We start from the raw sequence: 17145 nt of genomic DNA, 5'->3' as shown, positions 1-17145 counted from the left end.
AATTTAATTATTATATTTAACTATATTTAATACATGTTTTAAATTACTATCTAATTTATAAAAGTTTAAATTATCATTTAAATTAATTTTTAATAAATTTTAGTTTAGTGAAATTAAATCGAATAAAAAAATATTCTATTTTAATAATTTAATAAATTCCTTTTTTTCAATTTTCAACTTCTTGTTCTGTACCCAAAACAAAATGATCATCATTAATTTTGATTCATTTTGGTTGGTTTTCTGAATCATAATTATGCATATTAATATCATATACATAACCAATTAAACTTCCCTTATTTCCTTCAATTGAAGGAACAGCATCTAATAAACTTTTAGTATATGGATGTAGAGAATGATACATTATTTCATTTGTTTTACCTATTTCTAATAGCCTACCTTTGTTCATTACAGCGATTCTATCTGATATATATTCAACCATTCTTAAATCATGAGCAATAAAAAGAATAGTTAATTTATATTTTTCTTTTAACTCATTGAATATGTTTACTACTTGTGCTTGAATTGACACATCCAATGCTGAAATAGGTTCATCTGCTACTAATAATTGTGGTCTAAGAACAACTGCTCGAGATATTCCAATTCTTTGTTGTTGACCACCCGAGAATTCTAAAGGATATCTTCTTAGAACTGAATCATCTAAACCAACAGATTTTAAAATTTCTTTAACTAATAATCTTTTGCATTGTTTTTCAGAGAATTTTAAAATATCATCTCTTTCTTGTTTATATTTTTCAATAATTTTTAATAAATAATTGTTATTCAGATTTTTTATATCTTGGTATAAATTAACAAATAATGCATTATAACTTGATTCATTGTCTTGTGTAATTTCTTTTTCTAATAATTGTTCATAATCACCAAAAAATTGGCTATGATGAATATCACATAATTCTTCATAAATAGCCTTTTTTGCTAATTGATCAAAATTAAATAAATAAATTTCTTTAGCATTTTTTGTGTTTGATAAACCTTCTGAAACAACTGTTTCTACGTTCACGTGAGGATTTAAGGAATTAGCAGGATCTTGGAAAATCATTTGCACTTTATTAACTAAGAAGTGCTCAATTTCTTTATATTCTTTTAGTTTCTTTCCAAATTTAAAACCACGAACTAGTTTTTTAGGTAATGTTTTACCTAATAATTTAATTTCTCCAAAACTATGTGGAACTAAACCTACCAAAGCTTTTCCAATTGTACTTTTACCTGAACCTGATTCACCTACTAAACCTAACACTTCACCTTGATAAATATTTAAATTTAAATCCATAACTGCTTTAAATTCTTTTGAACCAGAACCATATGTTATATCAAGATTTCTAATTGTAACTAATTCTTGTTCATTGTGCTTAGGTTTAAGCATTTGACTTGTTCCGGGTGTTTGTTTTCTTAAGATATATTTAGTTCCAAAAGGGAATTTTTTAACTTTATAAAGTATCTCTTTATTTTCCATCTTTATTTAAATATCCCTTTCATAGTTTTTGAATCAATAGTGGTGGTTCATATTTTGGAGCATTTTGATCTAATAAAGCAGATTTAACTCTATGTGTTTCTGAAATTTGATAGAAATCTGGTTCTTCTTGAAAGTCTATTCCCAATGCATAATCATTTCTAACTGCAAACGCATCACCTTTAATATTATTCAAATTAGATGGTACGCTTCCCCTAATAGTCGCTAAACGAGAACCTTTATTAACATCAGGCATACTCATAATTAAACCTCATGTATATGGATGTTGAGGATAATGTAAAATTTCTTCTCTAGTTCCTTCTTCTATAATTTGTCCTGCATACATTATTGAAATGTAATCAGAAATAGAAGCAACAACACCTAAATCATGAGTAATAAAAACTATTGATAATTTTAGTTTTTCTTGCAATTCTTTAATTATATCTAAAACTAATGCTTGAACCGTTGGATCTAGTGCTGTTGTTGGTTCATCCATTACTAATATTTTAGGTTCTAGTGCTACAATTGCTGCAATTACAACACGTTGAATCATTCCACCTGACATTTCATGAGGATATAATTTCATAACAGCTTCGGGATCATTAATTTTTGTTAGTTTTAAAAATTCTAGCGCTCTTGAATATGCTTCCTTTTTATTTTTAACTACCTTGTTTAATAACATACCTTCAATGATTTGGTTTCCTACTTTCATTGTTGGGTTTAAAGTAGACATAGGATTTTGGAAAACAGCAGAAACTATTTTTCCACGATATTTTGATTTTTCTCAATCTTTGAATGTGAATTTTTCTACATTGTTATTATATAGTTTAACAGTTCCTGAATCAATAACAGCATTATCACCTGTTAGTCCATATAATAATGATGTTATAACGGATTTTCCAGAACCTGATTCACCTATGATAGCATGAACTTTGCCTTCATATATTTCTATAGAAGGACCTCTTAATACTTTATTTTTTTGACCTGGAACAGCAGGATTTGTAAATGATAAGTGGATATCTTTAATTTCTGCAGCTATTTTTAACTTAGTACCATCGCTAAGTTCTTTATATTGCACATTTTCATAAAATTTATCAAAATCAAATTTCTTGTTTTTTCTTCAAAATAATAATTTAGAAAAAAATGATTTTTTATTTAAATTATTTGATTGATTATTTGTTTTTTGTGTTTCAATTGGTTTGTTTTGTTTTTTTGTTATATCTTTGTTATATTCACTATTTTTAGTTAGTATTTCTTGTTTTTGATTAATTAATAAACTTTCTTCTGTAGTTTTTTTGGTTAAGAATTGATATGAATGTTTTCTCTTATATCTATATTGTTTCTTATATAAAATATTATTATTTTTTTTCATAAATTCCTATCTTTGTCTTCTTAGAGCATCTTGAATGCTTGCACCTATTAATTGTACTGAAGTAGTAATTAAAATTAATAATGTTGATGGAACAAAAACATATCTTAAGTATGTTGGAAAGACTTTTTGCCCTTCGGAAATTAAATTACCTAAAGTTGGGACATCATCAATTGCTAAACCTATAAAAGCAAGCGAAGTTTCAGATAACACAACACCAGGAATTGTAAATACTAATTGAGTAATTAAAATAGGTAAAATAACCGGAATATAATTTTTTAATATTTTTCAGTTTGGAGTTCCTAAAACTTTAGATGCTGAAACTCACTCAAAATGTTTTGCTCTTTTAACTTGAGCTCTAATTTGATTTGCCATACCTGTTCACGAAGTAAATGATAAAGAAAATACTATTACTCAAAAACTAGGACTAACAACAATAGTCATTAATATTAAAATAATAATTGTAGGAACAACAGATAATATCTTAATGATAAAAGTCATTACTTTGTCAAATTTTTCATATTGACCCATTAAAATACCAATAGTTAAACCTATAATAACTTCAATTATTGCAACTACAATAGCTAATGATAATGAGTATCTCAATCCGTGTCATAATCTAGCTCATAAATCTCTACCAATTGAATCAGTTCCTAGAATATGATAAATTCCATTTGAGTCAGTTTGATTAAATGTTAAATTTTTAACATCAACATCACTTTGTGTTGGACTAAGTGTAGTAAAAGGAACAAAAATAGATAAAACAATAATGCTAACTAGTAAAACAAAACCAAATACACCACCAAAATTTTTGGAAAATCTATAGACAAATTCTTTAAAAATTTTTGTTTCTGCTTTTAATTGACTGTCTACTTGAAAATCAAAGGTTTTACCTATGATTTTTCATGCTTGGTATTGAAAAGGTTGTAAGATTGCATTTGGTGCTGATTCTTTTGTTAGTTCATTTGTAGGACCTAATTCTTGTCTTTGTTTTAATTTATTAACATATTTAGAAAAAGAAGATGCTAATTTTGATTTTTTTTGTTCCATTAGACTCCTTTTCTACGCACACGTGGATCTATAACTTCATATAAAATATCACGTGTTGCATATGATAATATTGTTAACATAGTAAACATAACAATTAAAAATAAAATAACATTATAGTCTTTAGTTTGAATTGCTTGTAATAAAGTAGCACCAGATCCAGAAATAAAGAAGATTTGTTCTATAAAAATACTTCCTATAAATGAACCAAAAATAACAGCAGGAAAGAATGTAGCAATAGGAAATAATGAAGGTTTAAGTGCATGAACTCATACAAAACGATTTTTTGTAAGTCCTTTTAAATATGCAAATTTTGCGTGCACTGAATTTAGTTCTCTGTTTAATTCAGTTCTAATATATTTTATATAAACAATAATACTTCCTAGTGATAAAGCTAAACCAGGTAAAATATATGTTAATAAATCATTATGATCAAAGATATATGGTAAACCAATCAATCTTCCTAAAAAGACTAAAATTAAAGCAAAAATAATTGATGGTACAGATGAAAAAATACTTACAATAACTGTTGATATATTATCAACTCAGCCACCTGGATTTTTTCCAACTCAAATACCAACAGAAATTCCTATTACAACTGTTATTAAAACTGAAAATATACCTACTAAAAATGACTTATAAAAACGTTCTCAAATAAATGAATTAATTTCTTGTGCAGGGAATAGTGAAAGTGAAATACCAAAATCTCCTTTAGATAATCCTTTTAAATAAATAAAATATCTTTGGATCAAAGGTAAATCTAAACCGTATTTTGCTTCAGTTGCTTTACGAGAAGCATCATCTAAACCTGCAGTTAATGTATTTGAACCAGGAACAGCATTAATTAAAAAGAAAGTAATAGTAATGACAATAAAACCAATTAAGAAAAATTCTAAAACTATAACTAAAAACCTTGATAATGAGTTTCAAAGAGGTGAGTTAGTATTTAATAATTTGTCTTTTAATGATTTTTCTTTAACCCTTTTGTTTGAAAAATAAATTTTATTTTCGTCTATTCAAACTTTTTTGTTATCAATAATTTGATATTTATGAGACATTAATTTCCTTTCTTTCTAGGCAATCCAGGTCTTGGGGGTTTAGTAAAGTCATATGCATGCTGTAATGCAAAGTTAAATAATGAAACTGCTCCACCTACACGAGTTATTTCTCAGTTAGTATCAACTTCCATTAGTGGTATAACAGGACTTGCATCCCTAATTACTTTTTCTAGTTCCCCTATGAAAACATAAACTATTTCTTGACTTCATTTTTGTGTATTTTCTAAAGTAGTAAAGTTTCCTGAAAAGAATGCATTTAATCTATCTGTATATTGACCAGTTGTTTCATTTAATTTAATATAAGATAATTCAATAAATTTTGTTCAAAAGTCAATATTAGATGAATTATTATTTACAATTGATTGTTGGAAATTTAATCTTTGAGCAGTTAAGTTTGTATTATTTGAAATTTTTTCTAATCCTTCAATATTAATAAGTAATTCATTAAAAATTCTTTTTAATCTGCTTAATTTAATATTTTTATGATTGATTAATTTATATTCTAAATAGTTTTTAACCATTCTTAAATTGTATTTATCTGGATTGTTTTCTGATAACTTGTTAAAAATTAATTCTAAATATTTATTTTGAAAGTCTAAAGTTAACAATTTTTGATTTTCAAAAGTTTGTTTAAGAATCGAATTATAAGTATTTAAAATTTCTGAATCATTGTCGATGATATTTAAAATATATTTACCTAAATGTTCATGTATATAATTTTCTAATTGAATATTGTTATTTTCTTTATATAAATCAGAAACATAATCTGCATAAGTAAATGAACCAACTGGATTTGATTTAAATCCAATTGACTTTTGATTCAATGAATCTATTTCATCTGTTTTAAAGAAAACAGAAACATAATCTTGTGCACCATTTCCTCCTAAACGATCATAATTTTGGTAAATAATATCATATTTACCTTCTTCAATAAATGAAGCAAATGAATTTTCAGGTAAACTCTTGATTTCTAATTTAACATAACCTTTAAATGTTGTATCTAAAATTTCTTTTAAATAAGTTCCTGCTTTTTTTTGTTCATCAGTTGAATTGTTTAAAAAGGTTAGAGAAACATTTTTTAAATTTGGATATTTTTCTTTAAAACGATTAATATAAAATTCAGAAGTTTGTGGTTTATATGCTATATCACCACGTTGAGTTTTTTCAAAAGTATATCCTTTTGATAAATGAACAACATAATCATAATTTTGTAATGGTATTTCTACATTATCCTTAGATTTAGTAGATAAATCAGAAAAATAAGTTTCTATATTTTTTCCGTCAAATGTTCTATATTGTCCATATGCAGTTCATGTGTTTACAGGGAACGAAAAGTCTCATCCGACTATTTTCATTATTTTTTCACGATCAATTGCATAATAAATAGCATTACGTAAATCTTGATCCATTATATAACTATTGCCATTTGTTTCATTATCTAAATTAAAGCCAAAAGCTATAGTTCCATAGCCTGTGTTTTTATTTAAATATTCCTTATAACCTGGACTAGATCAATATTGATTGATTTTTTCTGCAGGAATATATGTTTGTGAAATATAACCATCTTCAAAAAAAGTAGAATTTGTGTTTCTATCTGTAGAAAAATAAATTTTTATTTTATTTGAAATAGTATTTTCTGCATCAAAATAATCTTTATTTTTATTTAAAATAATATAACCTTGAGGCCCTAACACTATATCACTTGGTTCAAAATTAAATGGCCCACCAGTTAAAAACTTGCTTGTGTTTGAACCATATTCATCAATTCCTCCACCTTCTGTTTCAATGTATTTACGATTAACAGGATATAGTCCTGATAAAACATGGAATAAGAAGAATGAAATTCCTGGAGTTTGATTTTCATCAAATATTATAGTAAAACTATTTTCATCATAACTTAATGATTTAATTGATGAAAGAATTTTACTATCAACATTAAATATTTGATATGGATTAACAAATGCATTTTTAACTATTTTTTTTGTTTTTGCAATCCCTTTTTCATTTATAAAAGTAAAATCTTGAATTTCTTTATCGATTGAAAAATTAGGATTATTTTTTAAATTAGCTTCTATTTCTTCATTTGAATAATCTAAAAATAATTGTCCTGTATAAAAACCAAAATTTAATGCAGCTTCTTTAATTGCTTGCACTTCTTTAGTATCGATTGGATTGTTATTAGCATCAAATGTTTGTGATTGTCAGACTGATTCATTTGGATTTTGAACTAAATCTCCTTCTGAATCTAGTACATAACTTCTTCTTCCTCATGGATTTTTATAACTTTTATTAAACTTTTGAATATAGTCTTTTTGAGCATCAAGGAATTTTTCTGCACCTCTAATACCAAATTTCTGTACTTGATCTACTTTTTGAGAACCAGTGCTTAAATCAAAAATATATTCTAGATAATCTCTGAGGTCTTGAGCAGTTATATAATCACCGTTTGATCATCTATTCAATTTTTTATTAATAAAACCTGTCATCCCCATATAGTTATTTGGATTTTTAGGATTTCTAAAAGCATAAATTGTTGAATTTCGTCTTAATTCACCAATTGATGCTCGTCCTAAACCACCAATAGTACTAAAATTTTGGATACCATAATAACTCCCTGTTATTCTTCCGTATCCTTCTTCTTCAATTAATTTATCTTTAAGTTTGTAAAAATCATTGAAATTTGAACTTACTTCACCATCTTTATTAATAGTTCCGTTTGTATCTACAATAACCATATTAAAATCATTAGATTTAACTATTGATTTTAGTTCATCACTTGGTCCTGTTTTTAAGAACGAATCAACTAGGGAAGGTAATATTTTATCCATTGATTTATACTTAATATAATTTAAGTTATTTAAAGGTTCAGTTGCTAAACCAAAATCATAATCAATTTTTGCTAATGATTTGTTTTGTGGATTATTTGAATTATGAGAACAACTTAATGCAAAAACTAATGAACTACTTGATATCGTTGTGAAAGTTATTAAACTTAATATTTTTTTATTTTTCATAATCCTCCTATCCTGAAATATTGAATTGATAATCAATATTTATTATTGATTTATATTTATTATTTGTATCTTGGTTTTTGTTTTTATAAATTTTTACTGATGCTTGTGTTCCTGTTTTTCCGTTTTCTGCAATAAAATCTAAGTCTCCTAATTCAACTTCAGAAACTACATTATCATTTTCATCAACAAATTCTAAATAATATTCATGTTTTGGTAATAATAAAGTATTTCTGTATTTTGCCATTAAACCAAAATCAGAAATTCAAGATGTATAACCTTCATCTTCTATAGATACTTTAGATTCCTTAATTCCTTGTTGTTTAAGGTAAAAAATATTATTCGTGTCTTTAAAATTAACAGGTAAGTATTTAACTTCATTTGTATGTACATCAGTAAAACGAATTTTCTTGATTAATTTAGCATCAGAATTTTTCACATAACCATATAATGCTAATGCATCTAATCTTTTATTTCTAAAAATACCAGATATCGTTCTGTTTCCTACACCATAATTCATTAATTGAGAGATAAAGAATGCTCTAGGTCTTGATGTTATTTGATTTCCATCAAAATCTTTTAATCTAATTTCATTGTCTATAACTTCTTTTCCTTGATCGTCATATAAATGCATACCTATTTTTTCTTTTTGGAATCTGTCTTTGAAATATCCATTATTTCTTGTCATAAAGTTTCCAAAATAAGAAGAATTTCTTATTTCTTGGTTAGCTATAATATCACGATTTCTTTGATTAAAAATACCTAGTTCTTTAGAACTTATTTCTCCGACTGCTTTAAATTTGTCATTGGTTATATCTGAAATTTTTGCACGAATATCTAAAACATTTTTTTCATAAGTTTTTACTATAGCCCTTTGAGTTTGAATTTCTTTATTTAATTCCTCTTTAGTTTTTTGGTTAGTAGTTGTTCTATATTGTTCTAATAAGGATTCTAATCTTTTATTACTTTCATTTAGTAATTTCCTAATAGATCTTTCCAATTTTCTTTCTTGCTTAATTAAATTAGAAGAAATAAAATGAGTTTGTTTAATTTTGTCATAATAATTATTGAATTTTTGAGATCTGACTGCTTGAACTACACCTAAATTCATATTATTTTGATTATTTAAATTATTATTTCAAAAACTTAATTGTGTTGCATCAATTACGTAATCTAAACCAGTATGTGCTTCACTAATTCCAGTAAAATAAGAAGGTAGATTCTCGAAATCTTTTGTTTCAGGAACATATGTAGTTTGAACAAAATCACGTGTTAAAGTTTCTGCGATATTATAGATATAATCAGTAAACTTATCATTTAATAACGCTTCCACTCTTGTTAAGTTATAGTTAATAACATCTGATGATGGTTTACCATTACTAAATGTTGGGTATAAAATATAATCAAATCTTGCTTGATTTACTTTTCCTTGATTATTTCAAGTTAAAATATTTCCCATTATTCTATATAAATCTTGAGAATTCAGAGTTTCAAAAGTTTCTTGAGATTTTTCTTGTCCTACTAAATTCACCACATATTCTTTAATTTTTTCTTGTAATTTATTTGCATCAAAGAATGTTCTCGGATCTAAATCACCAATATCATTTAAATCATAAACAAAACCTTCAGTAAAGTTAGGATTTATTACATTAATGCCATATCTACTTGAGAAAATAGCTTGATTTGCTTGTAAGTCTTTAATTGGATTGAAATCTTTAACTGTAAAGAAATGATTTGAATGTCTGAATCTATACATAAGTTCATTAGCAATATTTTGTTCAGATGCTTTTTTAACAAACTCTTTAATATCTTCATTTTCATCAGAAGTTAATACTGCATTTTTAAATAGTTCAAAATCAAATTTTGATTTAACATAATCAATATCTCAATTAAATTCACCGTTTGCTTTATTATCCTTATAAGTAGATTTAACTAATTTTGCTTTACTATAATCAATTGAAGTGAAGTCTAAAAATGCTTCGAAATTATCAAAAACAGGAGCATATGCTGTTTGAGAACCTTGATTAATTTGACTTCTTATTGTTGAATTATAAGCACTATATAGTGATAGCGAACCATTTGCTCTTCCATTGATATTATTCAATGTAATTTTATGAGTTAATTCTGCTACTGTAAATTCATTAGTTCTATTTAATACAGCATTTTGTAATCTTGTTGGTGAAACAATATTATTTGAGCTATCTAGGAATGATAATATTGGATTTATTTGACTTGGATCTGACATTAAAATACCACTTCCACGTAATAACAATCCAAAACCTGGATGTAATTGCATCATTCCATATATATTAGAAAGATTTAATCTTTCTAATATATTGTAAAATTCTTGGAATCTTAAATACATTTCATTTAATAAATATGAATCATTTGCATAAGGGAATGTATATTTAGATTGAATTTGATTATTATCTACAAATGCAAAAACAGTACCAACTTGAGCTTGTGATGCTTGTCTTCATCCAACTTGATTTTGTGATCTTGATACTGCTATAACTGCATTTGCTAATTCTCTTAGACTTTGTTCTAAAGAAACATTTTTACTTAAGGCAGTGTATTCAAAACTTGTACGAGGGTTATTTGGGTTATTAATTTCATTGTGAGATATATTTATTTCATTTGGATTGTTTCTATTTAGTAAATTGTTTTTAATTCCGTTTGTTGAAGAACTATTTAATAATGAATTTCAACCTAATGAAATATCTCCACCTAAGAATGTTCCTTGTTCGTTTCAACCTGATTCATTATAGTTAGTTTGAATTATGTTTTCAATTGCTCTAGTAATTAAATTTGTTTGAGAATTAATATAATCAATACTTGCTTGGTCTAAAGGTTCATTTAAAGGAACATTAATAGCAGGAGAACCATCTTTATTAAATAAATTTATTTTAGTTGCTTTTGTTATTTCGCCTTCTTGTACTGTTTGAACTACAGAAATTCTTATTGTTTGTTCATCTACAATTTCTATTACTTTATCAATAGAATTTCCTAAACCATCTTTCAATTGATTAACTATATCTTGTGCAGAAACTTCTTTAAAAACGAACACTTCTTTTCCATCAATTAATTTCTTCTCAAAAGATTTTGCACTTCCATTGATAAATGGATTTAAAGTACCGGAATTCTCATCGAATGAGTTCGCAATAAATAAGTCACCTAATTTAACATTTCTTAATTTTGCTGCATTTTCTAATCCTTCAAAGGTTTGTAAAAATCTTCTCTTTGGATTATCTAATACTTCAAATATATCATTTGATTTAAATGCATTTCCTCAGATATCATCATCTAATTCTTTAATAAATTCACCAGTTGTTTTATCTTTAAATAAGAATTTTATAAAACTTCCATTTTTCCTTGTATTTTCATTTTCAGTTCCTAGTGCATTAACTCTTACAAAGTCAAGGTTGGTTCTTGCATATAAATAATTTTTTAATGCTTTAGCAGAATAATATGAAGATTCATTAATTCCACCTCTTGTTGATAAACCACCAACAATTATTGCATTATTATCTTGATTTAAAGCTTGTGATTGATCTAAGGTAAAATGATGACCATATTCATGGGCTGCAACATATTTTAAGAAATCAGCAGACACACCGTCAAAATTATCAAGTGATGCACCCATTAAAAGAGGGAGTCCTATTCTATCATTTTCAGATAAACCGTAATATTCACCTTCTGATAAAGAATATTCATAGTATCCTTGATCATTAAGTGTTTTGACAATATGAGGTCCATTTTGTTTTTTTAGTAAATGTGGATATTTTTCTATTACTTTATCTATTAAACCAGTATATGCTTCGTTATAAACTTGGTATTTTCTACTTGCTAGACCACGTAAAGGTTTCCCATTATCATCTAAAATTGAAATATCTTCTGGTCCAGCTGATAATGCAATCGGATTAATACCTCCACCATAACCAACAGCAATTTTGAATTTATTGAAACTTTCTTGTTCTTGCTTTGTTATATTTTGTGAATTAAAAGTTATTGTTTGATTATTTTGATTTTCATCAGTAAAAGTTATATTTAGTGATTTATCTATAACATCTAAATTAACAACTTTTAGTTTTTTTAGTTTGTTTTGTTGTTCTGAATCTAAATTTGCTCAATTAATTAATTCTTTTTCTTTATTTAGAGCTTCTACTTTTGAACGATAATAAGAAACTACACCATTTTTATTTTGGTATTGTCATATTGTTTTATTTTCATAAGCCTTAACATCGTAGAAATCTAAAAAATGTTTAATAGAATTATCAATAACTTTTTTTAAGGTGTTATATGAAATATCTCAAGTTTCATCAATATTACCTTGATTCATTGTAAATTTAAAATTTTGGTTATTGATTTTATGATTAAATTCTATTTCTAAAAATGGGTTACTATCATTTACATCAGAAACTACACTTAATACTTTTGTATCTATTAAATCTTCATAATTAAGTTTTGAATCTAAATTATGCGAAACTTTATATTTATCAAATTCTTCTTTAGTTAAAGAATTATCAAAAATAATTGTTCCTTCACCTCTTCTAATGTTATTCCCAAAACTAGGATAGATTTTAAAATGTTTTCCTATTATTCTTGAAGGAATAGAAAGAGATCAAAAAGCATTGTTATGTTCAATAGCTAATGAATTTTTTAAACTAGATGCTAACGGAATTGATTTTAAAAAGTCTTCAATTGTATCTTTGTTTTGAACTGTTTTAAATAATGAGTATGTTAAAGAATCATCAGAATTTCCTGGCCCAGATAAAATTGAATAAATAGGCATTGAACCAAAGAATGCATCAGGGAAAAACTTAATTTCGCTTACTTCTTTATGAACTGTTGAATGAGCACCCAATGTTATAGCATTACCGTTTTGTTCTACTCCTGGAACTATTCTAAAACTATCTAAAGTTAATAAATCAGGGCCTCAAGCTACATTTTCGATAAATCATTTAGTAAAGTTTATGAATTGCTTTGGTTTAACAGCTAAAACATACTCATCATAAAAACTAAATGAACCGTATTTTACTTCTAATATGAAACTCTCATTATATCTATTGAAATATTCTTTAAAAAAATCATCGAAATTATATACTTCAGATTCTCCCACAAAACTGTATTGTGAAAAATCACTATCTAAAATAGTTGCAACTTGTATTTTTTTTAATGGGTCTAGTATAGAAATTTCAGGAATTAAAGTCCTTGAATCATCATATATTTTAGAATAATCATTCTTAAATTCATTTTCATTTATTTTTAAATATGATCCATTTACTTCATCTGAATTATTTGCATATGCAAACATAGAACCTATTGCTATACCAGAACCTGCAGTTAGAATACTTATAGAAAGTAATATTTTAGCTTTTAAACTCAATTTCTTTTTCATAATTTCCTTTATCTTAATATAAAAAATAAAATATTATTTAATTATAATAAAAAAATACATTTACTAAAAAAATAAATGTATTTTTATTTATAAATTAAGAAACTTGTCCTGTTTGTACTGTAGGGTTATTCGGAATTGTTAATTCAACATTATTTGATAATTCTGTTAATTTTGTTTCGCCTAGTCATATTTCATTGAATGAAACTGTTTTTGGAGCATTAGAATTATTTGTAATTGTAAATGTTATTCTTTTACGTTTTGGTTTGTTTTCAGTTGTTACTTGAGTTGTTGCTGAAGAAGATGATTGATTATCTGTATTTTCTGATGAATCTCCTGTCTCAGTTGCAGAAGTAGTAGTTGGAGCAGATTCTGTTGAACCAGAAGTTGATTGGTCTGAAGTCACTGGTTGATCTTGAGAAGAACTTGTTGATGATGATTGATTATTTGATCAGTCACTATATTGAACTTCTGATACAACTACTTCTGTTGATTCTGGATTTAATTTTAGTTTTAAGCTAGCATTTTCGTTGTTCTTGATATTATAAATTATTAAATCCATTGAAGCTTCATAAACATTTACAGAACCTTGTTTTTGTTTAACTTGAATGGTTTCTTCATCCACACTAGCAAGTGTTGTAGTATTAGTAATTTGTTCAAATTCTTTTTTAAATTTATCAAAATTAATTAAATTTGAATAAACTACATTAAACAATTTATCTACTGTTTTTGATGTTGAATTGTTTAGAGATAGTAATTCATCTATCATTCTTAGAATTGTGTCATAATACATAGAATTGCTATGTGATTTAGTTATTGCAAGATATGGATATAAATTATTAATTAGTTCTCTTGATTGCAATAAAGCATTTTCTAGTTCAATGTCTGAAGTAGGATTTTGATTATTTGCTTGATTTATTCCGATATCAAATGTTTTTGTTTTATTAATAAATTCATTTATTTTATTTTTGAATTTTTCAGCATCTAATATTTTTAAATAATCTTTTTGTGCATTTAATTCATCTTTTAAATCGTTTGCTTGTAGTTTAATAAATGAATATCTCTTAGAATTTGTATCAGTTAAATCAGCATAATATTCAATAAGTTTTTTTAGTTTTTCAATAATTTTATCTTGTTGTTTTGTTTTAGTAATATATTCTTTTTTTAGAGCATCTAAATCTTTATTATTTAAATCTTGGAATTCTATTTCAGAAATTTCTCATGAATAGTGTTCTATTTGATTATTTGAACCTGTTCTTGAACGAGGTTTTCATTGGAATTTAATGTATTTAGCAAAAGTTGGTTCAAAATTGATAGTGACTGCTTTAATCGAAATTTCTCTTGTATTGAAATATGTTTGTAATATTGCATTATTAGTTCCTCCGCTTAAACCAAAATCATTATGAGAGATTTTATCTTGGTGTTGAACAGGAGTAAAGTTTTGTCCATCTTGTGAAACAGAAATTCTAATTTCTTCAGGAATAACTAATCCACCTAAACCATTATTAATATCAGTTTCCCTTATGTTTAAAATAAGTCCATTAATTAAAACTTGTTCATTATTTTTTACCTGATAAACAAATTGATTTTTTAAATTACTTTGATCGGTTCATCTATCATTTCAGTTGGTTCATCTATTTTCATTATGTCTGATTCCATCAATTGTTTTCTCAACACCATGATTATCGTTGTTTTTATGTCTTTTGACAAAATCATTAGATAGATTTTCAACTACTTCAAGTTTAGTTGTGTTTAAAAATGTTGAGGGTTCTACATCATAATCAATGTATTTAACTTTAAATATAACTGTTTTTTTATTAGAACCTTCTTGTTGTGATGATGTAGTAGTTTCGTTTTGAGTTTGTAATTTATAAATTACATTTACATTTTTGTCAACATTTTTATTTGTAGGTTTATTTGAGTTATAAGTTTTTGGTGTATATTGAGTATCTTTTGCAGTATTTTGATTATTTGATGAAGTGAATGTACTAAAGTCGTTTTCTGTATTTTTATTACTTATAGAATAAACTTGATTTTGGTACCTAATTTTTTTAGGTAAGTATTTTTCCACTCTCTCACCATTTATTAAATAAAGATAATGTTCTAATTCTTGTAAATCTAGAATTTGATTTTCTTGGAATACTTCAGATAAACCATCTTTATATTCACTTAATGGAACATTTATAGATTCTAATGTTGGTTTAGTATTGGTTTGATTAGGGTTTGCTTCAAATGAAGAAATAGAATTGTTTGGAAAATCAGTTATATTAATAGATACAGGACTAAAAGTTTTGTTTTGTTCTACACCTAATATTTTTACTGCACTAATTGAGTAAGTTCCATTTTTACCAACTGGGAATTTTAAAGTGAATTCTTTTTTATTAGTTGAATTAGCTTTATATTCAACTGAAGATAGTTGATATGGTTCATTATTTACTATTAAACCCTGAATATCAGATAATGAATCTAATAAAATATCTGAAGTTAAATTAAGTACAACAAATTTGTATTTTGTATTACCTGTAACATCTTCTTTTGTTGGTGTTTCAGCTGTAAAGTTTACATTTGCATTAGTTGTGCTTGATTTTTTAGTTTTTGCTGCAGTTAAAGAATCATTCAACTGATTTAATGCTTGTTTTAATTCTTCTATAGTTTTTGAATTACGTTCTGAGTAAACTGAATCTGCTGTTGTTTTTGCTTGAGATAATTCATTTTTAATTTCTTGGTATTTTTCTGTATCACCTAATTCTGATAAAAATGTCGTTACTTCATCTATTTTATTTTTCAATGCAGTTTCAGAATTCATTTTTCTTGTTTGTTCATCTTGCATTGCTTCATAATCGTTTTTTGCTTTTGTTAAAATATTTTTAAGATTATTAACTGCTGTATTTAATTCAGAAGCAGATTTTGAATCTTTGTTATTAAACTCAACTTGAGCTAAAGTAATTGCATCAGTTAATTTAGTTTTAATTTCACTGTATTTTTCGTTTGTTAACGAATTTGCAAAATCATTTGATTCTTTTAATAAATTATCTAAATCATTAATGCTTTTTGCTTTTGCTGTATCTTCTTGAGTTTTTCTTTGTTTTAATAATTCAAGTTTAGTTTTAAAAGTTTTTAGGCCTTCACTTAATTCTTTAAAAGTAACACCTTCTTTTTCTAATAGTTTTTTATATTGACTTACTAATGATAAATATTCACCTTTAATGGTTGAATATTGAAGTGAACTAAGTTCATTTTCAAAACTTTTACTTGTTTGAATTTCTTTAGATAGTTCTTTTTTTGCTTCTTCAGAATTACCAGTATTTTTAGAAGAACTTAATGCAATACCAACTCCTACACCAACTCCAATAACAGTACCTGTTAAAAGACCTGTAGCAATTATAAGTTTCTTTTTATTCATTTTATTAATTTCCTTTCATTTTAAAATCACTTTAATTTAATCAAAAAAAAAAAAAAAAACAAAGTTTTTTAACATGGACACAAAAAATTAACATTTTTGTAAATTATAACATCATAGCTGTTTGCTGTGGTGTTTTTCATTCTAAATTTGATTGAATTCTTTCTTTATTATATCAATCAACATATTCCTTTATTTTAAGATTTAATTCATCAAAAGTAATTTCTGAATAATCTAAATCATTTAATAATTCAGTTTTTATGATACCAAATCAATATTCAATTTCACGATTATCTAATGAGTTCCCAATTCTAGAAAGTGAAACTGTGCCATTAGATTTTTTGACTTTATCAATATACACTTGATTTGTATATTGAAAACAATGATCAGAATGTAT

At 25.5% G+C, this 17145-nt stretch carries 8 protein-coding genes; all 8 read right to left on the bottom strand.

The annotated features are described in order from the left end of the window. Positions 1–148 precede the first annotated feature (148 nt). Entirely contained in the window at positions 149–1471 is a 1323-nt protein-coding gene (locus T405_RS00875; protein WP_036430165.1) for an ABC transporter ATP-binding protein, read from the bottom strand. Beyond that, positions 1461–2840 carry an ABC transporter ATP-binding protein gene (locus T405_RS00870; RefSeq protein ID WP_051619515.1) on the bottom strand — a complete coding sequence of 460 codons (1380 nt, stop codon included), beginning with the start codon at positions 2838–2840 and terminating at the stop codon, positions 1461–1463. The genes T405_RS00875 and T405_RS00870 overlap by 11 nt, the downstream gene beginning before the upstream one ends. 6 nt (positions 2841–2846) lie before the next feature. Then, entirely contained in the window at positions 2847–3887 is a 1041-nt protein-coding gene (locus T405_RS00865) for an ABC transporter permease (RefSeq protein ID WP_036430163.1), read from the bottom strand. Further along, the gene (locus T405_RS00860; protein WP_036430161.1) at positions 3887–4942 is read right to left on the bottom strand and encodes an ABC transporter permease; all 1056 of its coding nucleotides are present in this window, start codon (positions 4940–4942) and stop codon (positions 3887–3889) included. Before T405_RS00860 ends, T405_RS00865 begins: the two co-directional genes overlap by 1 nt. Then, positions 4942–7956 (bottom strand): ABC transporter substrate-binding protein, encoded by a 3015-nt coding sequence (locus T405_RS00855; RefSeq protein WP_036430159.1) that lies wholly within the window; start codon positions 7954–7956, stop codon positions 4942–4944. The genes T405_RS00860 and T405_RS00855 overlap by 1 nt, the downstream gene beginning before the upstream one ends. A 7-nt stretch (positions 7957–7963) precedes the next feature. Then, the gene (locus T405_RS00850) at positions 7964–13351 is read right to left on the bottom strand and encodes a PDxFFG protein (protein ID WP_051619514.1); all 5388 of its coding nucleotides are present in this window, start codon (positions 13349–13351) and stop codon (positions 7964–7966) included. A 94-nt stretch (positions 13352–13445) separates the two neighbouring features. Further along, positions 13446–16751, bottom strand: a complete 3306-nt coding sequence (locus T405_RS00845; RefSeq protein ID WP_036430155.1) for a hypothetical protein — start codon at positions 16749–16751, stop codon at positions 13446–13448. A gap of 103 nt (positions 16752–16854) precedes the next feature. After that, positions 16855–17145 (bottom strand): IS3 family transposase (locus tag T405_RS03930; protein ID WP_036430153.1); only part of this gene is annotated, 291 nt, incomplete at its 5' end.

Source organism: Mycoplasmopsis felis ATCC 23391 (assembly GCF_000701865.1).
Lineage (GTDB): Bacteria > Bacillota_I > Bacilli_A > Mycoplasmatales > Metamycoplasmataceae > Mycoplasmopsis > Mycoplasmopsis felis.
This window is presented reverse-complemented; position numbering and strand designations above follow the sequence as displayed.